Consider the following 24,881-nt stretch of genomic DNA (forward strand, 5'->3'; position numbering starts at 1 on the left):
ATGAATTTACCTCATACATATGCGGCTGATAGAGTAGATAGACTATTTTCTTTACAGGAAATAAAAGGATGAAGGGAATAAAAAAACACAAGACCTGAAGTCTTGTGTTTTTCATTGTTGACGATTAGTTGCTTTTTACGTCTTTTCCTTTGTATGATCCACATGCTTTGCAGACGCGGTGTGAAAGTTTCATCTCACCACAGTTTGGGCATTCTACCATACCAGGCACTTGCAATTTAAAGTGTGTACGACGAAGTCTTTTTTTCGTTTTAGAAGTTCTTCTAAAAGGTACAGCCATTATTCCCACCTCCTTAAAGAGCGTTAAGATTCATCATCTTGTTTTAAGAGCTTCTCGAGTCCGGCAAGTCTCGGATCGATCCGGTCTTTCCGGTCATCTTCTGTAATGACCTGCCAATCCTTGCCCTCCTGCGGAGCACCTTCTTCTTTTTGAACAGACTCACAAAAGATTTGCATAGGGATCTCAAGAAGGATTTCTTCTTTCACGACCGGAGTCAAGTCGATGAGGTCATCCTCAACAATATGGACGTCTTCATCTTCCAATTCCTCGGTCTTATGAAATATAAACAGTTCTTTTGTAGAAATACTGAATGGATAACGAACATCAACAAGCGTTCTTGAGCAAGGCAAGATCATCTCGCCTGAAATGGTAAAATCAAATGCAGCCTGCTTTGAGCGGAATTCCGCGCGCCCTTTCACCCGCACCGGTGAAATGCTGCGTATTTCCGAGCTTTGAGAGAGTTCGCTTAAATCAACTGTTTCATCAAATTCAAAGTCTTTCTTCGGCATTTGATTCAACTGATGTATCGTCCATTTCATTGTATCACCTCTAAGTGAGCAACAAACATGATTATAGCTTTCATCATGTTTTTTGTCAATATTTTTTCTTTACAGATATGCGCCTGCGCTTTTCATTCGTTGACATTGTGAACAACAATTCATACACTTAGAAAAAATGCTGTTTTTCGCTAGGCGTCTGGACATTCCATGTGTAAATGTATCATAACTATTTCAAGAGATGCAAGAGAGGTGAAAAAATGAAAGCGGTCGGCCTTGTTGTGGAATACAACCCTTTTCATAACGGACATTTATATCATATAAAGGAAGCAAAATCGGAAACCCGGAGCGAGGTGGCGGTTGCCGTTATGAGCGGCTCCTTTTTGCAGCGCGGCGAACCCGCCATCGTCTCAAAGTGGGCGCGAACGAAGATGGCGCTCGCATCTTTTGCCGATGTCGTCGTTGAACTTCCTTACATATTCGCTGTTCAAAAAGCGGAAACGTTTGCTGAAGGCGCCGTCGCGATTTTAAATGAGTTAGGGTGTGCTTCTTTGTTTTTCGGAAGCGAGCACGGCGATATTGAGGCGTTTCTCAATACAGCCGCACATACGATAGAGCACGAGGACGGGCTCAACGAAGAAGCAAAAAAACAAATAGCGTTTGGGCTGAGCTACCCGCAAGCGATGGCAAAGGCGTTCCGGGCTGTAACCGGAGACGGCAGAAACATTGTTGACCTTTCAAAGCCGAACAACATACTCGGATTCCATTATGTGAAAGCCATCGTTCAAAAGCAATTGAGCATGAAGCCTGAAACCGTCAAGCGCCGATCCTCGGGCTATCACGATTCGGCCTTCCCGGAAGCGGACCGAATCGCAAGCGCCACAAGCATACGCAAATCGATCTTTGAAACGGGAAGCCTCGCGAACAGCCACTTCTACCTTCCAAAGCCATCGATCGACGAGCTTGATGAATACGCCCGGACTTTCGGCATGTGGCACTCGCCCGAAGATTATTTCCCCTTTTTGAAATACAGCCTCCATACAATGGATACAGAAGAGCTGAAAGGGATTTATGAAGTGGAAGAAGGACTTGAGCACCGCGCCAAAAAAGCGATCCGAAAAGCAGGCTCATTTAAGGAATACATGGAGCTTTTGAAAACGAAGCGCTATACGTGGACAAGGCTGCAGCGCATGAACACCCATATCCTCACAAAAACGAAGAAAGCCGACGTCAAGCGCATGTTAAGCGAACCGTATCCGGCATACATCAGACTTCTCGGCATGACAAAAAAAGGACAGGCCTATTTAGCGGAAAAGAAAAAAAGCTTGAGCGTACCCCTTATTACAAAGACGGGATCTTTTTCCCACCCTTCCCTTCAGCTCGACATAAAAGCGGGTCAAGTATACAGCGCCCCGCTCAAAGAGCCGGGGCGGACGATGCTGACGGAGCAGGAATATTCCCTTTCGCCGATCAGGTATGACGAAGACAGCCGGATATTTTTGCGCAAATAAAACCGCCTGATGTTGCTCATCAGGCGGTTTTCACTTTATCTTCCAAATAATGAATCGCATCATCCATCGTGTCGACAGGGACGATTTTCATATCGGTTTTAATATCTTTTGCCGTTTTGACCGCTTCTTCGTAGTTAGATCCTTTTTTTCCGCCTTCGTTCGGAGCAAAAAAGATGTCGGCTCCCGCCTTATCTGCGGCAACGACTTTCTGGCTGATGCCGCCGATCGGACCGACTTTGCCTTCGTCATCGATCGTTCCGGTTCCCGCAATATGGTGTCCTTTCGTCTCGTCTTCTTTTGTCAGCTGATTATAGATCTCCATTGACATCATCAGCCCCGCCGAAGGACCGCCGATGTTTTCAATGTCCATATCGACCTCCGGCTTCACCTTGACATTGCGGTCTGTGATGAGGGATACGCCAAGCCCGGCTCTCTTCGGATCTTCTTTAAATGTTTTCAGCTTCATCTCATATGTTTTTTCTTCTTTATCCCGTTCAACTACGATTTTCACGGGGTCTCCGGCTTTTTTTGATTCGATGTAGCGGACGAAGCTCTCCGCTGAACGGAACGTTTTTCCGTCAGCTTTTTTAATTTTGTCTCCGACTTGTATTTTTCCTTCTGCAGGCATGCCGCTGACGACCGTCATGGCATATACGCCGTTAAACGTGTAGCTGACTTCTTTTCCGGCCCGCTTATAAGCGGCGATCATCGCATTTTCCTGGGAATCTCTCATCATTTGCAGCTGGCGCTTCATATATTCCTGATCAGATTCGCCTTCTTGTTTGAAATTTTCTTCCGGAAGAATTTCGTGATAAGGGCGCACTTTTGCCCACATGTATGTAAGCGGATTTGCAGGGCCGACTTTCACTGTCATTAAAGAAAAGCTCCCTTTTTCAGGATAGCCGTTATCAACTTTAATTAAAGGTTTCAGCTCAGTCGCTTCGCCGGGTTCTGTAATGTAATAAGGCAGCTTCACAAATGACAGCGCGGCCGTGATGATAACGATCAGTAATGCGATGCGTATAATTCTTTTTTTCAGCATGTATATGTAACCCTCCATCTTTATTTTCACCGGCTCACATCTTCGGTCCGGTTCCAAATTTTCAGCCTGCATGAATTCACAGATGTATGCCATACCTTCTATTGATGCTTATTAAGGAGAAGGGCTTCAGCAAGTCTCAAGCAGCTTCCGGTTCATTTGTATCGCCGATCTGCAATCTGGTGGTCTAAAATGAGGACCAGCCTTCGTATAATGATAAAGAAGTTTCACGGAGAAGGCTTCCGCACAAATCGGGCAAGCTTTTCGTTTATTTTATCATGATCCTGTTTCCAATGTGTATTCACAGCCGCAAAGGGGGTTAGAAATGGACATGTCAAAGGTAAAGACACTAATGATTGCCGTTTTGCTGCTTTCGTTTACAGCCGCCGTCATCACCCATCCGCAAGAATCATTTGACGCTTCTAAAAGTGGACTTGCCATGTGGTGGGAGGTCGTATTCCCTTCCCTTTTGCCTTTTTTTATTTTATCAGAGCTCTTGATCGGATTTGGTGTCGTCAGGTTTGTCGGGCTGCTGCTCGAGCCTTTCATGAGACCGGTGTTCCGCGTTCCCGGCGTCGGAGGGTTCGTGCTTGCGATGGGAATGGCATCAGGAAATCCGGCCGGTGCAAAACTGACTTCAAGGCTGAGACAAGAACGGCAGATTTCACGGGTTGAAGCAGAGCGGCTCGCTTCGTTCACCAACTCATCTAACCCGCTGTTTATTTTCGGAGCCGTTGCGGTCGGCTTTTTCCATAATCCTTCTCTCGGCGTCGTGCTTGCGGCAGCCCATTATTTGGGCAATTTCGCAGTCGGGTTGACGATGCGTACTTACGGAAGAAAAGAAGAGAACCGCACCGCTGTGCGAAAGAAGCTTCCTTTGCCTTCTATTAAAGAAGCCTTAAAAGCGCTCCATCAGGCAAGACTTGAAGAAAAGCGGCCGCTCGGCAAACTTTTGAGCGATGCTGTCATCTCTTCTGTCCAAACGCTGTTAATGGTGGGCGGCTTCATCATTCTTTTTTCGGTTTTTAATAACATTCTTTCTGTGATGCACATCACCGACATTCTTTCGCACGCCACACGAATGATTTTGACTGCTCTTCAATTCCCCGGTGATTTTGATAAACCGTTATTATCGGGATTGTTTGAAATTACGCTCGGCAGCAAACTGGTCAGTTCCACGGATGCGGCGCTTCTCCAGCAAGCGGTGATTGTCAGCTTTATTTTGGGTTTCAGCGGCTTCTGCGTTCAGGCGCAGGTTGCAGGCATTCTTGCTGAAACCGATATTCGCTTTAAGCCGTTTTTTATCGCCCGCATCCTTCAGGGCATTTATGCAGCGATCTTTGTTCTTATTCTTTGGAAGCCTCTTTATACATCGTTCTATTCTCCGACGGAGCCGGCCTTCTCCTTTCTGACGGCCGGGAAAACGGAATCTTTCTTTCTGCAGATGTGGAACGCGTTGGCAGAGATTGGTCCGCTCCTTACGATCGGCACCCTTCTCATTTACAGCATTCTTTATGCCAAATCTTACGCCCCTGCTAAAAAATGAGCAGCCGGTTACGGCCGCTCATTTTTTGCAAACTTTTTTTCAAGTGCAGCCTCGACCGCTTCCGGCACGAGTTCTGCGACTGAACCTTTATATTTTGCCACTTCTTTGACAATGCTTGAACTAAGGAATGAGTATTGGTTATTCGTCATCATAAAAAACGTTTCAATATTTTCATCAAGCACTTTGTTCATCGAGGTTCCCTGCATCTCGTATTCAAAGTCAGATACCGCTCTAAGCCCTCGCAGGATGACGTTCGCCTGCTTGCTCTTTGCATAATCAATCAATAGCCCCTGGAAAGATTCCACTTGCACATTCGGGATATCCTTCGTCACTTCACGAAGCAGCCCACAGCGTTCTTCCACCGTAAACAGCGGCTTTTTCGAAGAATTGTTCAAGACGCATACATACACTTTGTCAAACACTTTCGCCCCGCGCCTGATGATATCCAAATGTCCAAAAGTCACCGGATCAAAACTTCCGGGACAAACGGCAATGCTAGCCATCCCCATTCCCTCTCTTTCTGTATATGGTCACGCCTGTTAAGCCGTATATTTCCTGACGGGCAAGCTGAAGTCCGCCCGCCTCGGTCGGAAGGATAACTTCCTTCCCATGCTCAGCTACAATAAAACCTCTGTCAGTCAGCATATCCGCTTCATCAATCTTCGATAAAAGCGCTTCCAGCTTTTGTTCTCGATATGGCGGGTCCAAAAAGACGGCGTCAAAGCTTGCGCCCCTTTTCACCAGCGCATGGAGAGCCCGTTCAGCGTCATTCCTGTATACCTCGGCCCGTTTTTCCAAGCCCAGTGTTTTCAAATTGCCTTTTACGGTTTGAATCGCTTTAAAATCACGGTCGACAAAAATGAAGCGGTCAAACCCCCGCGACAGCGCTTCAATCCCCAATCCGCCGCTTCCCGCGTAAAGATCAAGACCCGTGCCGCCTTCAAAATACGGGCCGATCATATTAAAGATGGATTCCTTTACTTTATCAGTCGTCGGCCTTGTCGACGTGCCGGGAACCGCTTTTAAGGCACGTCCCTTATACGTCCCAGAAATCACTCTCATACTTCCACCACTTTTTCTTAAAACTCGAAAAAAATCATTCCTATCTTATCATAAAGTGTTTTCTGGCACAAACACCCAAAGTACAAATTCATATGTATAGCAAAAAGGCTCAGTGGTGATAATAATAGCAACAGCATCGATTGATGTTGTTGCCAACCGCGGAGAAGACTTACGTTTCCCCATAAGTTCTTCCTCCGGTTTCTCCTCTCCCTTTGCCTTCTCCTTGATTTTTAAGGAATAGAAGGACCCCGCAGAGGTATTTCTGCGGGGATTTTTTTAAAATAAAGCAAGTTAGAGCCCGGCTTTATAGTCGTATTCTTTTGCTTTATCCTGCTTGGATTCAAACTCCATTTTCAAGAACGGTTTGTATGAAAGATCCACCTGTTTGACAAAAGAGTACGAACGTATTTTAGCGATGATTCTTTCGGCATCTTCCATATTGCAATAAACCACTACATATTTCAGCCGCTTTGAAACGTAATGAACATTTCCGAATTTCCTGAGCATTTTCGCCTGCTTCAAGGAGTGCAGCCAAACGATTAAGCCTTGACGCCTGATTTCCAAATTGTTCACCTGCCTGTCGCTCTGTGCATGAAGTTCTAAAAAAAACGAGACTCGGGGCGACCGAGCCTCATCAGGAAACTTTACAGCCGCAGCTTCCGCCTGACCCGCAGCCGCCGCCGCAAGATGAAAGATTATCAAAATAAGGGTTTCCAGTCGGTACTTTGATATGTTTTGATACAGCCTGACCGATTTCCACGCTGACTTCATCTAGGATAGATTGCAGCTCGGTTTCCGCCTTTTTAAATTCGGCTACTGTATCGTGAAGGTCAAGCTCCCGTTTGATTTCCCTCATTTTCTTGGATATCTCTTTATAATCAGGATGATACTTGCCAAAGCGCTGCACATCCTCATACTGTTCTTTTATTTTCGTAAACGAAGCGATAATACGTCCGGCCTCTTCATCTTCGCGGAGACGCTTGTAGCATTTTCTGTAATGTTCAGCCGCCTCTGATTGAAGAATCATGTTGGCCAAATCATATGCTTCATTTTGTAGCCGCAACGATTCCATTGTGGCAAACATAGACATGCACCTCCAGCTATAGTGTATCACAAAACAGCCGTTTTCAAAAATGTCTGTGCCGCCTCCAAACTATTATTTTCCAAAAACTTCGCTTGCACAAGCTGCATCGCGCCATTCTGAAACGCCCTTGGGTTTTGGTTTATGGGTGGCGCAGCCGGCCAGCAAGAGGCACAACATGATTACAAGCCAGCACTTTTTCATCACAGATCAACTCCTTTACACCTAGCTTTGCCAGAATGACGCGATTTATCATCATAAAAAAAAGACTCAGGCTTTAAATTAATCCTGAGTGCGCATCGCATGAAACATTTGAAGCATCATCTGGGCCATCTGAATGCCGCCCGATAGCTGGTTGACCCTGTGAGGAATCGTTTTTTCATAAAAGTTCATCATATCGAGATGAAAGGCTGACAAGTCATTCGGATTCCGCGAAAGCTTGCGGTACCAGACCGGCTGCTCACGGATGAACCGGCGGCGCTCTTCATCAGCGAACACATACTCCTGCACTTCTTTACGCATGTCTGACTCCTTCCCTAATCTTTTCGGAAAGAAAACGGATGCTCGCCGCCGCTTTGATTCTGCTGTTTTTGGCTTCCGCCCGAAAACTGGCTGAGCAAGCTTTGCAGCGAAGAAATAGACTGGCTCATTTTATTGATCTGCTCATTCATTTGATTGGCATCCATCTTTCGGACGGCCGTCACCATTTTTGAAATGAAATCGTTTTTGCCGCCAGCAGAAGGCTCCTTTTCTGCCGAAGCTTCTTTTTCCCTGTACGGATCCCAAATCGAATCGTCTTCCCCGAGCAAAACCCAGTTTTCATATACTTCCTGCCAGCTTTTTTCTTGTTTCCGGACTTCGGAAATCAACTTAGGATGCCGTTTAATAAATTGCTTAAATTCATCAATGGATGATTGCGCGTTTTGATTTGCCAACGTCTACACCCCCTCCGAAAACATATGCCTGCTATAGTGTAATCCGCCCCGGCAAAATGTGTTCGCCTAAAAATTCCTCTTTTTATAGGAGTCCGTGCGGAAGAGTGAGCAGCAGACCAAACATTAAAAGTTTCATGGTTTTCTCTAAAAACTAAAAACCCGGGTATGATCCCGGGCTCTAGTGCCATTCTTTAATAAAGTTCTGCGTATAATATTTCTCGTCCACCCCGACTCCGAGATGAGTATAGTCGGCATTTAACAGCGCTTTTCTGTGTCCTTCGCTGTTTAACCAGCCTTCAACCGCCGCAGGCCCGTCGACATAGTTGAGCGCGATATTTTCCCCCGCCTGCTCAAAGTTCACTTTCCCTTTTTCCAGCCTGTCTTTGAGCGTGCCTTCTGTTTCTGACACATGGGAGAAATAATGGTGCTCTTTCATGTCGCTGCTGTGGCCGTATGCCACTTTTGATACGCCTTCATCCCAAGAGAGCTGGGAAAGACCGTGTCTTGCGCGGATGACATTCGTCAAATCAAAGATCTGCTTCTCATTTGCTTTCTCGATTTTTTTCCAATCCGATTCTGTCAATGCTTGAGGTTCGATCAGGGTGCCTCTGTAGACAACTTCATACGGCCTTTGCTTGATGAAAGTCGGCGCATCAAATGCCCTGATGCTTGACAGCGTCCCCTCGAATTTATCCATATACAGCTGAACATAAATGTCTCCGACTTTCACCGTCGGCCTTGTATTCATGTCTTCCTCAGAAAATTCGAAACGGTATGAACTGCCTTTATATTGAACATTGACATACGGGGCGATCTGGGCGGTTTTGAAAACTTCCCTTGACGGCCGTCCAATTTTAAACGGAGCGGTGTTCAACCCGTCGCCTGTCGCAAACAATGTCACGGCCTTGCCGCCAAGCAAGCCGATTTGAACGTACTGTTTTGCCCCTTGGCTATAGACCCACCATTCATAATCATATGCTGAAGGATCGACCCTGTCCGGTTTCCCCAATTTCTTTTCGATCGTCTCAGCCGACTCTCCGATAAAAGAAAGCAAGCCGGAATCGGGAATGTTCAAGGATTTCTCTTTTTTCGCATCCTCGTTTGAGACTTGCGGCTTGTCTTCCTTCACAATTTTCTCAGGTGTTGAACCGTATTGAATAAACAGCGTGTATGAAGCCGCAACGATGAGAAGGATCACAATCGCTCTTAATATATTTTTCAAACTTTCACCTCCGACTGACGGATCAATCTATCCATAAAACGGCGCACCGCATCAAAAACTTGCCTTTAGTGTCATTTAAACAGAACTGACATGAATTTTCAATGATAATACAGCCTATTAAGATGTGCGACAAAATATGTTTTAATGAAGAAAATCTCCAGGCCTCTCTTCGTTTTCCGATATAAATGTCAGCGCGTCGCCAGCCTGCCGGTTTGATTTTTTGTGGGTTGAAACATCGCCTAGCGTAATGATGCCCGCAAGCGTCTTTCCCCGTGTAACCGGGACCCTCCTGATCTGATAATCTCCCATGAGATCAACCGCTTTTTCAATTGAATCGTCTTCACTTACCGTAATGAGATCCGTCGTCATGACATTTGTAATTTTTTGCGAATTTGGTTTTTTAACGGCGATCCCCCGCAGCACCAAATCCCGGTCAGTAACGATCCCAACCAGTTCCAAACCGTCATCAAGCACAACCGGAATCGCTCCGACATTTCCGTCTTTCATTTTCACGGCAGCCTCGTACACATTATCAAGAACTGTACAATATAATATTTCCTTTGTCATAATATCTTTCACACGTGTCAATCAGAAGACCTCCTCTTGTCTTTCGTTTGTTCATATTGTCGTCAAGCCGCCCGCGATTCATACTGTTCATAAAAATATTTATATATCGGCTAAAGCCAGGATTGAAAGTTTAACGCTTTCATACTATGATTGTCAGTAAAGGTAATTTTTTAAAGGGGGTTTTACGGGATGAAATTTGAAGAATCCGGTATCGAAGGCTTGACTGCTGACCTTAACCGGTTAGACGACATCATGGAAAACGAAGGGTTCGTAAGAGCTGGCCAATGGGATTATGAACGCGTCACATATGACCGCAAATTCGATATGGTGGAAGGCAGGTACTACCTCCGCGTGTTCGGATATGCCGTCGAAGGCGATGTGGGCGCCCGGCGCGCGGTCATCAAACTGATGACACCGCTTCTGGGCAAATATTATTATCCGCATGGAGTGGAATACGGTGAAAACGAACATTTCCCGCCGCAGCTCCTCAAAACAAGCAAGACGGTGCTGAATTCAATCAAAGAAAAAGTTTCAGCGCTTGAAGTGTAGCAGACGTACATAAAAAGGGTACAGCCCCTCTGATGAGGCTGTACCCTTTTTTCATCTTAATGAACCGTAGACGGCGAGTATCGTTCTTCTTCCAGTTCTTTTTCGTCTTTGGCTCTTTCCTTCCTCGCCCATCCGAAAAAGATAATCGCCAAAAATGTCCCGTACACGATTTCCTGTAAGATTTTCATGACGATCGCGCCAAGCTGCTGATCTTCCAGAACAGGCATGCTGCTGAACATTTCCGGACCTGTAAGCGTCATTCCGCTCAGCGTATCGAGAGGAACGCACAGTTTCATTGCCTCCGCCCATGCGGAAGGATCTGAATATGTCGAATACAGGGTCGTATCGCTGAACATGATCAGCGCGCACGCCGGTGTCAGCAAAATGCCGTCAGCCATAATGTAGCCAAGTTTCAAAAGTCCGTTCATTTGCGGAAGCTCCTCGACCTTGTGAACGAGCGGCCACCACATGAAAAACGCCGCAATGAAGATCAGCACCGTAATGACGGCATGATAAACGGCATCTGTCTTAATAAAATCAAACACCAAAGGAATGTGATACATCGAAAATAAACCGTTAAACACGATAATCGCGATCAATGGTTTTGAAAAAAACCGGAACAGCGGCTTGACGACCGGCAGAAAAATGACCTTTTTCCAAAACCAAGGCGGTATGCCAAGGATGATCAAAGGCGGTACGATCAAATACAAAACCGCCATTTGCGCCATATGCGCGCTGAACATAATATGTCCCAGCAAATCAATCGGACTGCCTTTAGACGCGTATAAAAGAAACATCGCTGTCACGAATAAACCGATTTCTTTCCTGGATGCCCGCTCTTCTTCTGATCCAAATCGTTTCATCAGAAAAAAGTAAAGGACGGTTATGAAAACGACAGCCCCTAGGAAATAGGGGCTCCACAGGGCGCGAAAACCGAATATTTCAAGGCTGCCCAACATGAGGCATCCTCCTTTCTGTATGTCGGTTCGATTACCACCAGATAAGCGTCACAAAAGCCAAAACGGTAACAAAAGCGACCAAAACGCCCGAATAAAGGAACAAAGTCGGCGCTTCATGCCCCCGCTGACTCATATGCATAAAGTAGTACAGCTGAAATGCAACCTGAATAACGGCCAGCAGCAGAATGAACGGCACCGTAAACCATACGCCTGCATCTGAGGCGACCGTTAAAAAAGCGACAAGGGTCAAGCCGATCATCAAACCGAATGAAATAACCTGATATCTCATGTCCTCCGCGTTTTTCTTTTTGCGGTAGGCAAGATCTGTTTTGGGATTCCCTCTGTTTTCGTTATTCACCATTTTTATCCCACCATCCCCATCAAGTATACAACGGTAAAGATAAACACCCAGACAACGTCGATAAAATGCCAATAGAGGCTTGCGACAAAAAACTTCGGCGCGTTGTAAAGGCTTAATCCGCGGCGCGCATTTCTGATCATCAAAGAAAGAATCCAGAGCAGCCCGAACGTAACGTGCGCACCGTGCGTGCCGACTAGCGTATAAAAAGCGGAGCCGAGAGCCGAGCTTTGAATGGTGAACCCATATTCGTGAATATAATGGGTGAATTCATATATTTCAAGCGCCAGGAAGCCTGCACCGAGCAGAACAGTGATTCCGAGCCAAACCTGCATCTTTTTAAAAGCAAAGTTCTTCATATGATACATGGCATATACGCTCGTTAAACTGCTCGTTAAAAGGAGCATTGTCGCCAGAAAGACCAGCCCCATGTCAAACATCTCAGTCGTTTTCGGCCCTCCTGCATTTGAATTCTTCAGCGCAAGGTATGTTGCGAAGAGAGACGCGAAAAGAACCGTCTCTCCTCCGAGAAATAGCCAAAAGCCGATAAACTTATTTTTTCCTTCTAATGTAGCTTTTTCAGGAGAAGCCGGGAAGGTTTCAGCCGTTAATTTCTCTTCTGTATGCATTATGCCTTCACCCCTTTGTCGTCATCATCCATCAGTTCTTCTTTATGAATATGATACCCGTGGTCATCAATTACAGACCGGAGAAGCATCATAAATAATGTGATTCCTAATCCAATCAGAATGACAGGCAGCCCCCAGGCAAATTCCGTCCGGTACATGAAGCCGAAAGCGGATATGAACAGCCCGAGTGACATGATGAACGGGAGAATCGATCCGTTTGGCATATGGACGTCCTGAAGCGGCTCCGCGGCGGTCATTGACTGCTTGCCGGCTCTTTTTTCGATCCATAAAGCATCAAGGCCTCTGACCAGAGGCAGCTGTTTAAAGTTGTATTCAGGAGGCGGTGAAGAAACGGCCCACTCAAGCGTTCTTCCGTCATGCCAAGGATCGCTGCCGACTTTTTCCCCTTTGGCAGTCGTCACGATAATATTGATCACGAGTATGATGACAGCAGCCGCCATAAACACAGCTCCGATTGAACTGATTAAGTTCGCCATGTCAAATCCCTGATTCGGCAAGTATGTGAACACGCGTCTCGGCATTCCCCACAACCCGAGCCAATGCTGGATGAAGAAAGTCAGATGGAACCCGATGAAAAAGAGCACAAATGTTATTTTGCCCAACGCTTCGCTCAGCATTTTCCCGAACATTTTCGGCCACCAGTAATGAGCGCCGGCGAGGATGGCAAACACCACTCCGCCGATGATGACGTAATGGAAGTGAGCCACGACAAAGTACGTGTCGTGGAACTGATAGTCAGCCGGTGCAGCAGCAAGCATGACACCTGTCACTCCGCCCATGACAAACGACGGGATAAAAGAAATCGCATAAAGCATCGGCGTTGTAAACTTAATGCTCCCGCCCCAAGCCGTGAGCAGCCAGTTGAAGATTTTAATTCCGGTCGGGACGGCAATGGCCATCGTCGCCACCGCAAAAATGGCGTTCGCCACAGGCCCGAGTCCCGTTGTAAACATATGGTGGGCCCAAACCATGAAGCCTAAAAAGCCGATCAATACGGTCGCAAATACCATTGAAGAATAACCGAACAGCCTTTTTCTCGCAAAAACCGGAATGATTTCCGAAAAGATTCCGAACGCCGGGAGTACGAGAATATAAACTTCAGGGTGTCCGAAGATCCAGAACAGATGCTCCCAAATGATCGTATTACCGCCTAATTCCGGATTGAAAAAGCTCGTTCCGAACAACCGGTCCAGCATCAAGAGCGCGATGCCTACGGTCAGCGGCGGGAACGCGAATAAAATCAAAGCCGAAGCGACGAATGTCGTCCATGTGAAAAGCGGCAGCCTCATGTATGTCATGCCCGGCGCCCTCATATTGATAATCGTCGCGAGAAAGTTAATTCCAGCAATCAGCGTACCGATCCCGGCAATTTGCAGACCGAGAACATAGAAATCGATCCCGTGCCCTTCGGAATGAAGGGAAAGCGACGCGTAAGACGTCCAGCCGGCATCGGGTGCCCCTCCCAAAAACCAGCTTAAATTCAGAAAGATGCCGCCGAAAAGGAACAGCCAGAAGCCGAGCGAGTTCAAAAATGGAAACGCAACATCCCTCGCGCCTATCTGCAGCGGAACGACGGCGTTCATCAGTGCGAACAAAAGCGGCATCGCTGCCAGGAAAATCATCGTTGTACCGTGCATCGTCATGATCTCATTGTAGACTCCGCCGCTCATGATGTCATTGTTCGGTATCATCAGCTGAACCCTGATCAGCATCGCTTCGATTCCGCCGAGCACAAAGAAGAACCCGCCGCCCAGCAAATAAAGGATGGCAATCTTTTTATGATCGACAGTCGTTAAATAGTCCCATAATACAGCCCCAAAACCTTGCTTTTTCTTAAGCGTACTCACAATGTAACCTCCCTCATTCTCCCTTTGAAGCGTTAGTCTTCCGTTTTTAACCCCTTTAAATATTCAGTCAGTGCATCAAGTTCCTTGTCGCTCAAATCAGGGTATGTGCCGGTCATTTTGTTGCCCGGTTTTATGCTTTCAGGATCCTTGAGCCACGCTCTCAAGTTTTCATCGCTGAATTCCTTCACACCGGCGATCGTCGACCGGTCTCCAAAAGTCGCGAGGTTCGGAGCCGTTCTGGCCGCTTCCGCCCTTTGGTCTTTTGAATCGGTCGCATGACAGCTCAGGCAGTTTTTCTCTTTGAACACTTTTTCTCCTTCAACAGCGAGATCGGTTTTCGCCCCCGCTTTATAGTTTTCCATATCGCTCATCCATTCCTTGAACTCATCCTTCGAAACCGCTTTAACTTTAAAGTCCATTAAAGCATGGGAAGGTCCGCAGAGCTCGGCGCATTTCCCGTAGAAATAGTCTCCGGCTTTTTCAGCGCGTTTTGAATCGAACGTTAAGAAGAATTTGTTTTCATTGTCTGTGTTCGTATCAATCTTACCCCCGACTGAAGGAACCCAGAATGAATGTTTGACATCGGAAGCTTTCAGCTTAAAGTAAACGCGTTCATCGGTCGGCACGACCAGCTCCTGGCTCGTCACCACGCCGTAGTCAGGATATTCGAATTCCCACCAGTAAAGGTTCGCCCGGACATTGACGACCAGCGCCTTCTCCGGATCCCTGTTTTTCTTATCCATCGGTTTTGTATCAGCAAGATCAAAGGTCTGTGCGACAACAGGAACAACCAGGATAAGAAGGAGAAGAATTGGAATAACAGTCCATAAAATTTCTAAATTGCGGTTTCCTTCAACCTGTTTCGGGATGTGGTCATCACCGAGCTTAGATCTTCTGTACCTGACAATGACAAATACGAAAATGAAACTTACCACCACTACAACAACAACCATGATCAGCGTGCTGAGAATCATTAGGAAATACTGCTGATCAGCCACCTCGCCCGCCGGCTGCAGCGTTGATATGAACGGTTCTCCGCACCCTGCTAAAACGAGCGCCAAAATAGTGAACAGCGACATCAGACGCCATTTCTTTAACATTTCTTCCCAACCCCTTTTCAATCAATCCTTTTGAAACTTTCACTGTTCAAACGTTTATAGGACACCTATTCATTCATCTGACTCCCCACTTAAATTAAAGCACTTACATTTCCTCATTTCTTAAATAATGAGGTTTTTTACTCAAAATACCATCTATGTATGAACGTAAAGCCGCCTTGTTAAACATAATCGAAAAAAATCGATAAGGCGGCTTTTACATGATTGTTGTCTGTTTGAAGTGTTAAGTGACAGCCTTCAATGTGATGAATTATAGAGTTCTATCCAATTTTAAAAAGTGTGAATACGACCATGGCAACGAAGAATATGGTCAAGTAATTTAATGAATATACAAACATGAGCGTTGCCCACTTCATGATATTTTTGCTTCTGTAACCGACCAGACCGCAAACGAGCCAGCCGATATTGAGTACCGTTCCCAAAATGACGATCGGCAGTCCGAGTCCGCCCAGGAAAAACGGCAGCGGCATTAAGCAGGCAATCCAAATGATGATTTGCCTTTTCGTCACTTCAAAACCGTGTACAACAGGCAGCATCGGTATATTTGCGGCTCTGTATTCCTCCGTTTTCTTAATCGCAAGCGCCAGAAAGTGGGGAATCTGCCAAATAAACATGATTAAAAACAGCACCCACGCCTCAACTCCGATGGAGCCTTGGACAGCGGTCCATCCGATCAAAGGAGGAACAGCCCCTGACACACTTCCGATAATCGTATTAACGGTATAGCGGCGCTTTGACCACATCGTGTATAGAAACACGTACGTAAAGACGCCGACAAAGCCTACTGCGGCAGTTGTCAGATTGGTCATCAGCAGCATGATAAAACCGAGCGCAGTCAGCAGAATGCCGAACCACAATGCCTGTGAAGGCTGGATTTTACCAGTCACCGTCGGCCTTGTTCTCGTCCGCTGCATGAGCTGGTCAATATCACGGTCATAATAGTTGTTGATGACGCATGATCCTGCGATAATAAGCGAGGATCCCGCTAAAGTGAACAGCACGATATCAAGGTTTCCTAGAAAGCTCAGATTTGAAAAGTAAAAAGCGAGCCACAAGCCCGTAAAAGTTGTTATCAGGTTCGAGTAAACAATCCCGACTTTGATAAGGGCGAGGAAATCTTTCCATGCTGTCGTCTCTTCTATTTGTCCATTCATTGCTGTATCAGCTGTAATTCTTGTTTCAGCCATAATACTAACCCCCCTTACTCAAACCTTCATCACGTCAAGAGAAGCGGTATATTCATAAAAAACCTACAACTCTATCATACAAGATTACCGGTTGGAAAAAAACAGCCTATTAAATATTAATCGACAAACCGGTTTATATTTGTGAACTTTTTATGACTTTCTTTACAGATGAAGGAAAAGTTGTGAACAAGAGCGGAAAACCACTGTCATTCTAATATAGTTCTATCAAACGAAGCCACAATTATCAAGTCTTCAAAACCAATAAAAATGTGAACGCCTTCTATTGCATTTTTGTGAACAATAATCATTATGAATTGCAGCAGAACATCAATTCGCTTACACTTGAAGGTGGTAAATATCTTTTTATTAGTCAGTTTGCATTAAAAAAGGAGAATTGAATTTATGAATAAAGCATTAAAAGGCTTGGGAATTATCACAACTATCGCCATGCTTTTCGTGCTGATCGGCGGCGCCCTCGTCACAAAGACGGGTTCGGGAATGGGCTGCGGCAGATCTTGGCCGCTTTGCAACGGAAGCATATTCCCGGCTCTAACCCTTGAATCGATTATCGAATGGAGCCACAGGTTTGTCAGCGGCACATCCGGCGTCCTTGTGCTGGCTCTCGCCATTTGGACATGGAAAAAAATCGGCCATATCAGGGAAACGAAATTTCTCGCGGTGATGTCGGTCGTCTTCCTCATTCTTCAGGCGCTCCTGGGCGCTGCGGCGGTCGTCTTCGGGTCTTCGGCTCTGATCATGGCTTTGCACTTCGGAATCTCGCTTATTTCCTTTGCATCTGTTCTGCTGTTGACGCTCCTCGTGTTTGAAGCTGACAGCAAGCAGAAAGCCGAATCGTTTTATATAGGAAAAACCATGCAGTTTCATATGATAGGAATCATTATATACACATATGTCGTCGTTTATACAGGCGCATATGTCCGGCATACGAAGTCAAGCCTTGCGTGCCTTGACTTTCCGATATGCAGCACACAAAACGGCTGGCTCCCAGGGAAGTTTCACGAATGGGTGCAGATGGGACACAGGGCTGCGGCGCTTCTTCTGTTCGCTTGGATCATTGCGGCAGCGATACATGCGGCCAAACAGTATAAAAATCAAAAACGCATTTATTGGGGCTGGATGATTTCCCTGATCCTGATTATCCTTCAGGCTGCCTCAGGAATTGCGGTTGTCTACAGCAGGCTGGATTTGGGATTTGCACTCGCCCACGCTTTCTTCATTTCCTGCCTGTTCGGAATCCTTTGCTACTTCCTGCTGCTTGTTGCGCGCTATCGCAGACAGGCGCAAAAATAACAATAAACGGTTGATCCCCCGCCTGTTGCGGGGGATTTTTTCATAAAAAAAGGCCGCCGACAAAAGTCAGCGGCCGCACTTTTATTTTTTCAGCTCAATGAGGAGGTCGCCGGTTTGAATGGCTTCTCCGTTTGTCACATGAATGTTTTCAACAGTTCCTGAAAACGGAGCCTGAACGGTCGTTTCCATTTTCATTGCTTCATTGATCATTAAATGATCGCCCTTCTTCACTTGGCCCCCTTTGCTTACAAGAAGCTTAATCACCGTTCCCGGCATGGACGCCGCGATATGATTCGGGTTTGAACGGTCGGCTTTCACCTTTTGATGAACGGACGATTTAATGCTTTCGTCTTTAATGACCACTTCGCGAGGCTGGCCGTTCAGTTCAAAGTAGACGACTCTCGTTGCATCAGGACGCGGTTCGCCGATAGAGACAAGTTTGACGATCAGCGTTTTCCCTCTTTCGATCTCGACTTCGATTTCTTCGCCGAGCGTCATGCCGTAGAAGAAGGTCGGTGTATCAAGCACTGAGATGTCCCCGTACAGTTCCGCTGTCTTAACATATTCGGTAAACACTTTCGGATAAAGCGCATATGCAACAGCATCCTGATCGGAAAGCTCCAGATCATGCGTTTCCTTAAACTCCGCTTTTATATCGTCAAACGAAACGGGTTCGAGAAGTTCTCCAGGGCGCACTGTAATCGGCTCCTGCCCTTTCAAAATCAGCTTTTGCAATTTCTCAGGGAATCCGCCGTGAGGCTGGCCGATATACCCTTTAAAAAGCTCGACTACTGAGTCAGGAAAATCGAGTGATTCTCCTCTTTCGTAAATATCATCTTCCGTCAGGTTATTTTGCACCATGTAAAGTGCCATATCCCCGACGACTTTAGATGACGGCGTAACCTTTACGATGTCCCCGAACAGGTGGTTGACCCGGCTGTACATTTCTTTCACTTCATTCCAGCGATCACCGAGGCCGACTCCCTTAGCCTGCTGCTGAAGGTTGCTGTATTGGCCGCCAGGCATTTCATGCTTGTAAATTTCGGTATGAGGCGCGTTCATGCCGCTCTCAAACTCGCTGTAGTATTTTCTGACAGACTCCCAATATTGAGACAGCGACTCTACCGCATCGACATTCAGCTGCGGACGGCGTTTATCGCCTTCAAGCGCATGATAAAGCGAGCTTGCGCTTGGCTGTGATGTCAGGCCCGCCATAGAGCTGACCGCTACGTCGACGATGTCGACGCCTGCTTCTATCGCCTTCGCGTACATAAAAATACCGTTGCCGCTCGTGTCGTGTGTATGCAAGTGGATCGGAATATCGATCGTCTCTTTCAAAGCTGACACCAGTTCGTATGCTGCTTGAGGTCTCAGCAGGCCGGCCATATCTTTAATGCCGAGAATATGCGCCCCCGCTGATTCAAGCTCTTTTGCCATTGACGTATAATATTCAAGGTTATATTTTGTTCTGTTCGGATCGAGAATGTCTCCGGTATAGCAGATCGCGGCTTCGGCAAGTTTGCCCGACTCGCGCACTGCATCAATGGCGAGCGTCATCCCTTTAACCCAGTTCAAGCTGTCAAAAATGCGGAATACATCGATTCCGGCCGCAGCTGATTCGCTGACAAACTTTTTAATCAGGTTGTCAGGGTAGTTTGTATACCCGACGGCATTCGAAGATCTCAACAGCATTTGAAACATCGTATTCGGAATTTCCTTTCGCAGCTTCTCAAGCCTTTTCCACGGGTCTTCTTTCAAGAAACGGTAAGCGACATCAAAAGTGGCGCCGCCCCACATTTCAAGGCTGAAAAGCTCAGGCCAGAGCGCAGCTGTCGGATTGGCGATTTTCTCCAAATCATGCGTTCTGAATCTTGTCGCAAGCAGTGACTGATGGGCATCGCGGAACGTCGTATCAGTGAGAAGCACTTCCTCTTGATCTTTCACCCATTTGACGAGCCCTTCAGCTCCGCGTTCATCAAGAATCTGTTTTGTTCCGCTCGCGATCGGCTGATCGACATCCGTTTTGACGATCTGGGGTTTGTCGAACTCCGGCTTCTTCTTTTTATCAATGCCCGGGAAGCCGTTGACCGTTACGTTCCCGATATACGTCAGCATTTTTGTTCCGCGGTCTCTCTGCTTAGGAAAGACAAAGAGTTCCGGCGTTGTATCAATAAAAGACGTGTCGTATTGCCCTGTGAGAAATTTTTCGTGTTTCGCCACGTTTTCAAGGAAAGGAATATTCGTTTTGATTCCCCTGATCCTGAATTCCTGTAGGTTGCGGACCATTTTGGCCGCCGCCTGTTCAAACGTCAGAGCCCAGGTTGAAAGCTTAACAAGCAGCGAGTCATAATAAGGCGTAATGACAGCGCCCTGAAAACTGTTTCCGGTATCAAGCCTCACCCCGAAACCGCCGCCTGAGCGATATGCCATGATTTTGCCTGTGTCAGGCATGAAATTGTTTGACGGGTCTTCAGTCGTAACCCTTGACTGGATCGCATATCCGTGCAGCGTGATGGCATCCTGGTTCGGAATGCTGATTTCGCTGCTGCCCAGACTGAGTCCGGCAGCAATCAGGATTTGTGTCTGAACGATATCGACACCCGTCACCATTTCCGTAATGGTGTGCTCCACCTGAACACGCGGGTTGACTTCAATAAAGAAAAACTCATCGTTCGCAACTAAAAATTCGACCGTACCGGCATTGACATAATCAACATTCTTCGCAAGCTTAACGGCAGCATCGCAAATCTTTTCCCGGAGGGACTCAGAAAGCGAAACACTCGGCGCTATTTCGATAACCTTTTGATGACGCCTTTGCACAGAGCAGTCACGGTCGTAAAGGTGAACCACGTTACCTTCTTTGTCCCCGATGACTTGAACTTCAATGTGCTTCGGCTTTTCGATCAGCTTTTCGACATACACTTCATCATTGCCAAAAGCGGCTTTCGCCTCTGATTTTGCCCTGTTATAGGATTCCTCCAGCTCCGATTCGTCTCTGACGATCCGCATGCCGCGGCCTCCGCCGCCCAGCGACGCTTTGATGATAAACGGATATCCGAACTCCTCCGCAAATTGTTTGACCTCTGCGATATCAGCCACTGGGCCGTCGCTCCCCGGTATGACGGGAATTCCTGCTTTTTCAGCTTGTTCACGGGCTTTTACTTTGTCTCCAAACATATCGAGGTGCTTGGAGGTCGGTCCGATAAAGATGATGCCTTCCTCTTCACACCGCTTGGCAAACTGAATGTTTTCAGACAGGAAGCCGTAGCCCGGATGGATGGCATCCACATGGTTGCGTTTCGCAATCTCGATGATCCCTTCAATATCAAGATAAGCATCAATCGGCTTTTTCCCTTCGCCGACCAAGTATGCTTCATCGGCTTTGTATCTGTGGTATGATCCGCTGTCTTCTTTAGAATAGATCGCTACCGTACGGATATTCAGTTCTGTGCAGGCGCGAAATACGCGGATAGCGATTTCCCCTCTGTTTGCAACAAGAACTTTTTGAATAGACTGTTGTGACATGTCGTTCCCCCTCATCCGCTGTTTTAAGTATGTATCTATTCTAAATGAATCGGATGGACATTGTACACGCTTAGTTTTTTAAAAATTTATACTTTTTTTATATTGATTTTCTTTGGTTTTTGTAGTATCGACAGGCTGTTTTCGTTTGAACCGGTCAAAGTATTCATTAAACATGCTGATGTTCACCAATATCCCCGCGCTTGCCATCAGCAGAATGAGCGATGACCCTCCATAGCTGATAAACGGAAGCGTCACCCCTGTCAAAGGAATCAAGCCGGATATGCCGCCCAGGTTCACGAAAGACTGGATGGCGATCATGCTTGATATCCCGATCGCAAGCAGGCTTCCAAACGGGTCGTCGCATTTTCTCGCAATATAAAACCCTTTTAAAACGATGAAAGCGAGCAGCAGCACGACAAAAAGGACGCCGAAAATGCCAAGCTCCTCGGCGATGACCGCCATAATGAAATCGGTGTGCGTTTCAGGCAGATATCCATACTTCTGCACGCTTTCGCCGAGACCCAGGCCGAACAGCCCTCCCGAACCGATCGCCAAGTAGGAATTGACGACTTGAAAGCCAGAATCTCCCGCATCTTTAAACGGGTTTTGGTAGCTTTCAAACCGCTTCATCCGTCCTTCTGTTAAAATGCTGTCCCAGTTGAAATAAATGAGCGGGCTGACGAGCACAAGGACAGCCCCGGCCAAAAGTACGAGCTTTAACAGCGTTTTGCCGCTGAATCCCGAGCACAAAATAATGCACAAAGCGATTAAAGCGATGATAAAGGCCGTTCCCACATCCGGCTGAGCAGCGACCAGGGCGCAAATGAAAAGCGTGATAATTGCGGGAGGGGCGATTCCGGCTCCCAAGTTGTCAATATAGCTTTGCTTTTTGGCATAGACGGAAGAAAGATACAAGATGACAGTCAGCTTGACAAACTCCCCCGGCTGGATGCCGTAATTCGAAACCCTGAACCAGCTTTGGGCATTCCCGGCCACGTGTCCGACAACGAACAGCCCGAACAAAGCGACAACGGAAATGAGCAGCAAAAACTTTTGGAATTTTTGATTGGCAAAAGCCTTATACGGAAAAAGCGCCGCGCATAAAAATATGACGGTTCCGAGCACCAAAAACATCAGCTGCCTGTCAAAAAAGTAGCTGCTGTCTTGTCCGTACCTTGTCACGGCTGTGATCATGCTTGAGCTGTACACCATGACGAGCCCGAACCCGCACAGCAGGAATACAGCGAAGATTAATGAATAATCATAGGATTTGAGCATTCTTTTTATCATATTATTATCCTCTTCCTTACTTGCCTTCAAAATGTGTTTGTGGTAACTCCTTCGTTATTTTACTACACTTTCTTAAAAAGCACGAAAGATACCCTTTTCATAAGAGTTCGAATCTGGTCTGAAAGAAAAGTCCGTCTGTTCCAAGACTGCCGTTCTATTTTTTTATCGGCATACCATGCGTCTTCGTTTATTCGGCACGAACAGCATTCATTCCTTCATCAGCGGACGTTTTCTTTCTCATTCCATAACAAAAAAAGCCTGCCGGCAGTTTGTTTCTATCGAAACGTCGTCGACAAGCTGACTCAGACAGAAAGATTCTTCTGAGGTGTTCATTTATTTTTTTGTAAATGCATCATGTAATGCAGACAATTCACGTTCCAGCCTGTAAAGCAGTTCTTTACCCTCTTCTTCATCCACTAATCCAAGGCGGACAGCAAAATCAATTTCCCTAGAGAGTCCGAACATTTGTGTATCTAAAACCTCTTCATAAAGAGGACATTGAGGCATCGTTAAGTTGTCCATTTGCACTTGAATCAGCTTTAAGATTTTATCAGCATCACGTTTTAACAGGGCAAGTGCTTTTTCACGATGGTCGACTACAATCTCAGACGCCAAAAGTATCCCTCCGTTCCCCAGGCGAGTACCTAATTCTTCTATTTATGATAAAGCCTCAGCCGAAAAAAAGCAAGCTATTTCTGTCCTTTCGCCGTATTTCAAAGACTCGCATTTTAAGCTTCCGCTCACGTTTTAAAAAATGCTTAAACTGTAGTTCGCCGATAACAGCTCTAAAAGCCGGATTCCAGCGATGCTGTTTCCCTTTTCATCAAGCGAGGGCCCGAAGATGCCGATGCCGAAACGGTATGGGGATAGACCCATGATTCCCCCTGAAACCCCGCTTTTGGCGGGTATGCCGATTTTGATTGCGAATTCGCCGCTGGCATTATACATTCCGCATGTCACCATAAATGTTTTGCAAATTCTCGCGATATCCTTCGGTATGATTTGTTCTCCCGTTTCGGGATGCTTGCCGTTCAAAGCAAAAACAGAACCGATTTTCGCCAAGTCTAAGCTGTTCATTTCAATGGCGCACTGCTTTGTATACACATCCATGACATCCTCAACCTCAGCCTGAAAAATACCGTGCTCTTTCATGTAGTAGCACATCGCCCTGTTGACCATCGAGGTTTCAAATTCAGATTCGGCGACCTTCTCACAAAAGGTAATATTCCGGTTATTTGCCAGTTTTTTAATAAAATCAAGAAGCCTGCCGATCTTATCGGCATTCGTCTCTCCTTTAATCATGCTTGTCACCACCAATGCTCCGGCATTTATCATCGGATTCAGCGGCTTCCCCGGGTTGACGGTTTCAAGTTTGATGATGGAGTTAAACGGATCACCAGTCGGCTCTTGCCCTACATAATGAAACACTGTTTCCGGGCCGTGATCGATCAGGACGAGAGCAAGCGACAATACTTTTGAGATGCTTTGTAGAGTGAAGGCTTTTTCCACGTCTCCCGCTGATATACACGTCCCGTCCGTAAAGTAGACCGCCGCCGATAAATCGTCCTCCGATAATTCAGCCAAAGCCGGTATGTAAGATGCAACCTTTCCTTTGTCCGTCACTTTTTTCGCTTCCGTGACAAAATATTCAAGCTCCTCATTATCCCGGCAATTCAAGTTTTTTCCCTCCATCCGAGCGTCGTTGCTGTTATCTTTCCCGGAGAGGGCTTTTGTTATGAGAAGTGACAATTTGAAAGAAAGCGCTTATAATTTTTGTGAGGGAGTGGTAGAGACATGAGCATTGTAACGATCACAGGAAATGTAAAGTATCAGATTACGCTCGATCCGAGCGTTTGGATTTTTGATGACCGAAAATTCGATCTCGATCAGTTCTTTTCAGATTTCAGAGAGGTAAAAGATGAAGATGACGACCTTGTGATTGACCGGGAACGGCAAATCAGGGAAGGTACTGTATCGCCGCCGACACTGAAATCAGAGAAAAAATATGAAAAGGAGAAATTGCTTGACGGCACTTTCGGGATCAAGCTTGAACCTTTTTTGAAAAATGCGGAGGTGACAGGCTCCGCCGTCAAATGCCTCTTCAAAACGGAAGGTGAAGAGGTTTCCGTTCCGATCGAAGAAGCGGGCGGCATGATTCTCTGCTTCAGCAACAATGGCAAGCCGCTTGGCGAAGACGGGCCTGTACACGTTTATTTTCCCGACGGTTCAAACAGGATGACTCCTGTGAAACGAGTAAAAGAAATTCACATTGTTTAAAGCTACAACACTGCAATGGGTGCGCCGGAGGCGATGAAAAACTCCGCCTCCT

Annotated in this window: 28 protein-coding genes; 5 read left to right on the plus strand and 23 right to left on the minus strand. The window is 46.5% G+C overall.

Annotation, left to right across the window (positions count from 1 at the left end):
• Positions 1-124 precede the first annotated feature (124 nt).
• Complete coding sequence (rpmF, locus tag M1D90_RS13460; RefSeq protein ID WP_003181522.1) at positions 125-298, minus strand: 50S ribosomal protein L32; 174 nt, start codon at positions 296-298, stop codon at positions 125-127.
• 23 nt (positions 299-321) lie between these two features.
• Positions 322-837: a YceD family protein gene (locus tag M1D90_RS13465; RefSeq protein WP_023857255.1), complete on the minus strand. Its 516-nt coding sequence runs from the start codon at positions 835-837 to the stop codon at positions 322-324.
• Positions 838-1,055: 218 nt separating this feature from the next.
• On the opposite strand from M1D90_RS13465, the gene M1D90_RS13470 reads away from it, so the two are divergent.
• Positions 1,056-2,306, plus strand: a complete 1,251-nt coding sequence (locus tag M1D90_RS13470) for a nucleotidyltransferase (protein ID WP_195536275.1) — start codon at positions 1,056-1,058, stop codon at positions 2,304-2,306.
• Positions 2,307-2,325: 19 nt separating this feature from the next.
• Here M1D90_RS13470 and M1D90_RS13475 read toward each other — a convergent pair whose 3' ends face one another.
• Positions 2,326-3,348 carry a SepM family pheromone-processing serine protease gene (locus M1D90_RS13475; protein ID WP_020451287.1) on the minus strand — a complete coding sequence of 341 codons (1,023 nt, stop codon included), beginning with the start codon at positions 3,346-3,348 and terminating at the stop codon, positions 2,326-2,328.
• Positions 3,349-3,670: 322 nt separating this feature from the next.
• On the opposite strand from M1D90_RS13475, the gene ylbJ reads away from it, so the two are divergent.
• On the plus strand, positions 3,671-4,891 hold the full coding sequence (ylbJ, locus tag M1D90_RS13480) for a sporulation integral membrane protein YlbJ (protein WP_023857258.1): 1,221 nt from the start codon (positions 3,671-3,673) through the stop codon (positions 4,889-4,891).
• Between the two features lie 8 nt (positions 4,892-4,899).
• Here ylbJ and coaD read toward each other — a convergent pair whose 3' ends face one another.
• The 10 genes from coaD to M1D90_RS13530 form a co-directional block, all read right to left on the minus strand.
• Positions 4,900-5,394 carry a pantetheine-phosphate adenylyltransferase gene (coaD, locus tag M1D90_RS13485; RefSeq protein ID WP_020451285.1) on the minus strand — a complete coding sequence of 165 codons (495 nt, stop codon included), beginning with the start codon at positions 5,392-5,394 and terminating at the stop codon, positions 4,900-4,902.
• Positions 5,387-5,953 carry a 16S rRNA (guanine(966)-N(2))-methyltransferase RsmD gene (rsmD, locus tag M1D90_RS13490; protein ID WP_020451284.1) on the minus strand — a complete coding sequence of 189 codons (567 nt, stop codon included), beginning with the start codon at positions 5,951-5,953 and terminating at the stop codon, positions 5,387-5,389. Before rsmD ends, coaD begins: the two co-directional genes overlap by 8 nt.
• A 48-nt stretch (positions 5,954-6,001) precedes the next feature.
• Positions 6,002-6,136, minus strand: coding sequence for a hypothetical protein (locus M1D90_RS13495; RefSeq protein WP_256163752.1), 135 nt, complete (start codon positions 6,134-6,136; stop codon positions 6,002-6,004).
• A gap of 108 nt (positions 6,137-6,244) precedes the next feature.
• The gene (locus M1D90_RS13500; RefSeq protein ID WP_009328559.1) at positions 6,245-6,517 is read right to left on the minus strand and encodes a YlbG family protein; all 273 of its coding nucleotides are present in this window, start codon (positions 6,515-6,517) and stop codon (positions 6,245-6,247) included.
• 70 nt (positions 6,518-6,587) lie between these two features.
• A complete protein-coding gene (locus M1D90_RS13505) occupies positions 6,588-7,037 on the minus strand; it encodes a YlbF family regulator (protein ID WP_020451283.1) in 450 nt (149 codons plus the stop codon).
• 72 nt (positions 7,038-7,109) lie between these two features.
• Positions 7,110-7,238, minus strand: coding sequence for a hypothetical protein (locus M1D90_RS13510; RefSeq protein WP_256163750.1), 129 nt, complete (start codon positions 7,236-7,238; stop codon positions 7,110-7,112).
• Between the two features lie 78 nt (positions 7,239-7,316).
• A complete protein-coding gene (locus M1D90_RS13515) occupies positions 7,317-7,556 on the minus strand; it encodes a YlbE-like family protein (RefSeq protein WP_020451282.1) in 240 nt (79 codons plus the stop codon).
• Between the two features lie 14 nt (positions 7,557-7,570).
• Complete coding sequence (gene ylbD / locus M1D90_RS13520) at positions 7,571-7,969, minus strand: YlbD family protein (protein WP_020451281.1); 399 nt, start codon at positions 7,967-7,969, stop codon at positions 7,571-7,573.
• 178 nt (positions 7,970-8,147) lie between these two features.
• Positions 8,148-9,191 (minus strand): CAP domain-containing protein, encoded by a 1,044-nt coding sequence (locus M1D90_RS13525; protein WP_020451280.1) that lies wholly within the window; start codon positions 9,189-9,191, stop codon positions 8,148-8,150.
• 141 nt (positions 9,192-9,332) lie between these two features.
• On the minus strand, positions 9,333-9,779 hold the full coding sequence (locus M1D90_RS13530; protein WP_023857262.1) for a CBS domain-containing protein: 447 nt from the start codon (positions 9,777-9,779) through the stop codon (positions 9,333-9,335).
• Positions 9,780-9,947: 168 nt separating this feature from the next.
• Here M1D90_RS13530 and M1D90_RS13535 point away from each other — a divergent pair, with 168 nt between their 5' ends.
• Positions 9,948-10,307 carry a YugN family protein gene (locus tag M1D90_RS13535; RefSeq protein ID WP_020451278.1) on the plus strand — a complete coding sequence of 120 codons (360 nt, stop codon included), beginning with the start codon at positions 9,948-9,950 and terminating at the stop codon, positions 10,305-10,307.
• 56 nt (positions 10,308-10,363) lie between these two features.
• Here M1D90_RS13535 and ctaG read toward each other — a convergent pair whose 3' ends face one another.
• From ctaG to cyoE, 6 genes are all read right to left on the minus strand, one after another.
• A complete protein-coding gene (gene ctaG, locus M1D90_RS13540) occupies positions 10,364-11,263 on the minus strand; it encodes a cytochrome c oxidase assembly factor CtaG (protein ID WP_025811368.1) in 900 nt (299 codons plus the stop codon).
• A 34-nt stretch (positions 11,264-11,297) separates the two neighbouring features.
• A complete protein-coding gene (gene ctaF, locus M1D90_RS13545) occupies positions 11,298-11,627 on the minus strand; it encodes a cytochrome c oxidase subunit IVB (protein ID WP_020451276.1) in 330 nt (109 codons plus the stop codon).
• 2 nt (positions 11,628-11,629) lie between these two features.
• Positions 11,630-12,253 (minus strand): cytochrome c oxidase subunit III, encoded by a 624-nt coding sequence (gene ctaE, locus M1D90_RS13550; protein ID WP_020451275.1) that lies wholly within the window; start codon positions 12,251-12,253, stop codon positions 11,630-11,632.
• Positions 12,253-14,121, minus strand: coding sequence for a cytochrome c oxidase subunit I (gene ctaD / locus M1D90_RS13555; protein ID WP_020451274.1), 1,869 nt, complete (start codon positions 14,119-14,121; stop codon positions 12,253-12,255). The genes ctaE and ctaD overlap by 1 nt, the downstream gene beginning before the upstream one ends.
• A 32-nt stretch (positions 14,122-14,153) precedes the next feature.
• Positions 14,154-15,221: a cytochrome c oxidase subunit II gene (gene coxB / locus M1D90_RS13560; RefSeq protein WP_020451273.1), complete on the minus strand. Its 1,068-nt coding sequence runs from the start codon at positions 15,219-15,221 to the stop codon at positions 14,154-14,156.
• Positions 15,222-15,499: 278 nt separating this feature from the next.
• A complete protein-coding gene (cyoE, locus tag M1D90_RS13565; protein ID WP_020451272.1) occupies positions 15,500-16,426 on the minus strand; it encodes a heme o synthase in 927 nt (308 codons plus the stop codon).
• A 402-nt stretch (positions 16,427-16,828) separates the two neighbouring features.
• Between cyoE and M1D90_RS13570 the strand changes: the two genes are divergently transcribed.
• On the plus strand, positions 16,829-17,737 hold the full coding sequence (locus tag M1D90_RS13570; RefSeq protein WP_456282822.1) for a COX15/CtaA family protein: 909 nt from the start codon (positions 16,829-16,831) through the stop codon (positions 17,735-17,737).
• 81 nt (positions 17,738-17,818) lie between these two features.
• Here the strand turns inward: M1D90_RS13570 and pyc are convergent, their stop codons facing one another.
• From pyc to glsA, 4 genes are all read right to left on the minus strand, one after another.
• The gene (gene pyc / locus M1D90_RS13575) at positions 17,819-21,262 is read right to left on the minus strand and encodes a pyruvate carboxylase (protein ID WP_456282823.1); all 3,444 of its coding nucleotides are present in this window, start codon (positions 21,260-21,262) and stop codon (positions 17,819-17,821) included.
• 78 nt (positions 21,263-21,340) lie between these two features.
• Complete coding sequence (ftsW, locus tag M1D90_RS13580; RefSeq protein WP_103749024.1) at positions 21,341-22,552, minus strand: putative lipid II flippase FtsW; 1,212 nt, start codon at positions 22,550-22,552, stop codon at positions 21,341-21,343.
• A gap of 333 nt (positions 22,553-22,885) precedes the next feature.
• Positions 22,886-23,167, minus strand: a complete 282-nt coding sequence (locus tag M1D90_RS13585) for a YlaN family protein (RefSeq protein ID WP_003181465.1) — start codon at positions 23,165-23,167, stop codon at positions 22,886-22,888.
• Between the two features lie 132 nt (positions 23,168-23,299).
• Positions 23,300-24,244, minus strand: coding sequence for a glutaminase A (gene glsA / locus M1D90_RS13590; RefSeq protein WP_371268713.1), 945 nt, complete (start codon positions 24,242-24,244; stop codon positions 23,300-23,302).
• Positions 24,245-24,346: 102 nt separating this feature from the next.
• On the opposite strand from glsA, the gene M1D90_RS13595 reads away from it, so the two are divergent.
• Entirely contained in the window at positions 24,347-24,829 is a 483-nt protein-coding gene (locus M1D90_RS13595) for a peptidyl-prolyl cis-trans isomerase (RefSeq protein WP_328037600.1), read from the plus strand.
• The last annotated feature ends 52 nt before the right edge of the window (positions 24,830-24,881 follow it).

It is taken from the genome of Bacillus sp. JZ34 (assembly GCF_053903205.1).

Excerpts from the sequence above, each read along its gene's own strand:
- ylbJ (WP_023857258.1), top strand. The coding sequence starts at position 3,671 with ATGGACATGTCAAAGGTAAAGACACTAATGATTGCCGTTTTGCTGCTT.
- cyoE (WP_020451272.1), bottom strand. The coding sequence starts at position 16,426 with ATGGCTGAAACAAGAATTACAGCTGATACAGCAATGAATGGACAAATA.
- rpmF (WP_003181522.1), bottom strand. The coding sequence starts at position 298 with ATGGCTGTACCTTTTAGAAGAACTTCTAAAACGAAAAAAAGACTTCGT.
- rsmD (WP_020451284.1), bottom strand. The coding sequence starts at position 5,953 with ATGAGAGTGATTTCTGGGACGTATAAGGGACGTGCCTTAAAAGCGGTT.
- coxB (WP_020451273.1), bottom strand. The coding sequence starts at position 15,221 with ATGTTAAAGAAATGGCGTCTGATGTCGCTGTTCACTATTTTGGCGCTC.
- ctaF (WP_020451276.1), bottom strand. The coding sequence starts at position 11,627 with ATGGTGAATAACGAAAACAGAGGGAATCCCAAAACAGATCTTGCCTAC.
- ctaE (WP_020451275.1), bottom strand. The coding sequence starts at position 12,253 with ATGCATACAGAAGAGAAATTAACGGCTGAAACCTTCCCGGCTTCTCCT.
- glsA (WP_371268713.1), bottom strand. The coding sequence starts at position 24,244 with ATGGAGGGAAAAAACTTGAATTGCCGGGATAATGAGGAGCTTGAATAT.
- M1D90_RS13470 (WP_195536275.1), top strand. The coding sequence starts at position 1,056 with ATGAAAGCGGTCGGCCTTGTTGTGGAATACAACCCTTTTCATAACGGA.
- M1D90_RS13475 (WP_020451287.1), bottom strand. The coding sequence starts at position 3,348 with ATGCTGAAAAAAAGAATTATACGCATCGCATTACTGATCGTTATCATC.
- coaD (WP_020451285.1), bottom strand. The coding sequence starts at position 5,394 with ATGGCTAGCATTGCCGTTTGTCCCGGAAGTTTTGATCCGGTGACTTTT.
- M1D90_RS13505 (WP_020451283.1), bottom strand. The coding sequence starts at position 7,037 with ATGTTTGCCACAATGGAATCGTTGCGGCTACAAAATGAAGCATATGAT.
- M1D90_RS13515 (WP_020451282.1), bottom strand. The coding sequence starts at position 7,556 with ATGCGTAAAGAAGTGCAGGAGTATGTGTTCGCTGATGAAGAGCGCCGC.
- M1D90_RS13465 (WP_023857255.1), bottom strand. The coding sequence starts at position 837 with ATGAAATGGACGATACATCAGTTGAATCAAATGCCGAAGAAAGACTTT.
- M1D90_RS13535 (WP_020451278.1), top strand. The coding sequence starts at position 9,948 with ATGAAATTTGAAGAATCCGGTATCGAAGGCTTGACTGCTGACCTTAAC.
- pyc (WP_456282823.1), bottom strand. The coding sequence starts at position 21,262 with ATGTCACAACAGTCTATTCAAAAAGTTCTTGTTGCAAACAGAGGGGAA.
- M1D90_RS13570 (WP_456282822.1), top strand. The coding sequence starts at position 16,829 with ATGAATAAAGCATTAAAAGGCTTGGGAATTATCACAACTATCGCCATG.
- M1D90_RS13510 (WP_256163750.1), bottom strand. The coding sequence starts at position 7,238 with ATGAAAAAGTGCTGGCTTGTAATCATGTTGTGCCTCTTGCTGGCCGGC.
- M1D90_RS13495 (WP_256163752.1), bottom strand. The coding sequence starts at position 6,136 with ATGGGGAAACGTAAGTCTTCTCCGCGGTTGGCAACAACATCAATCGAT.
- M1D90_RS13595 (WP_328037600.1), top strand. The coding sequence starts at position 24,347 with ATGAGCATTGTAACGATCACAGGAAATGTAAAGTATCAGATTACGCTC.
- ftsW (WP_103749024.1), bottom strand. The coding sequence starts at position 22,552 with ATGATAAAAAGAATGCTCAAATCCTATGATTATTCATTAATCTTCGCT.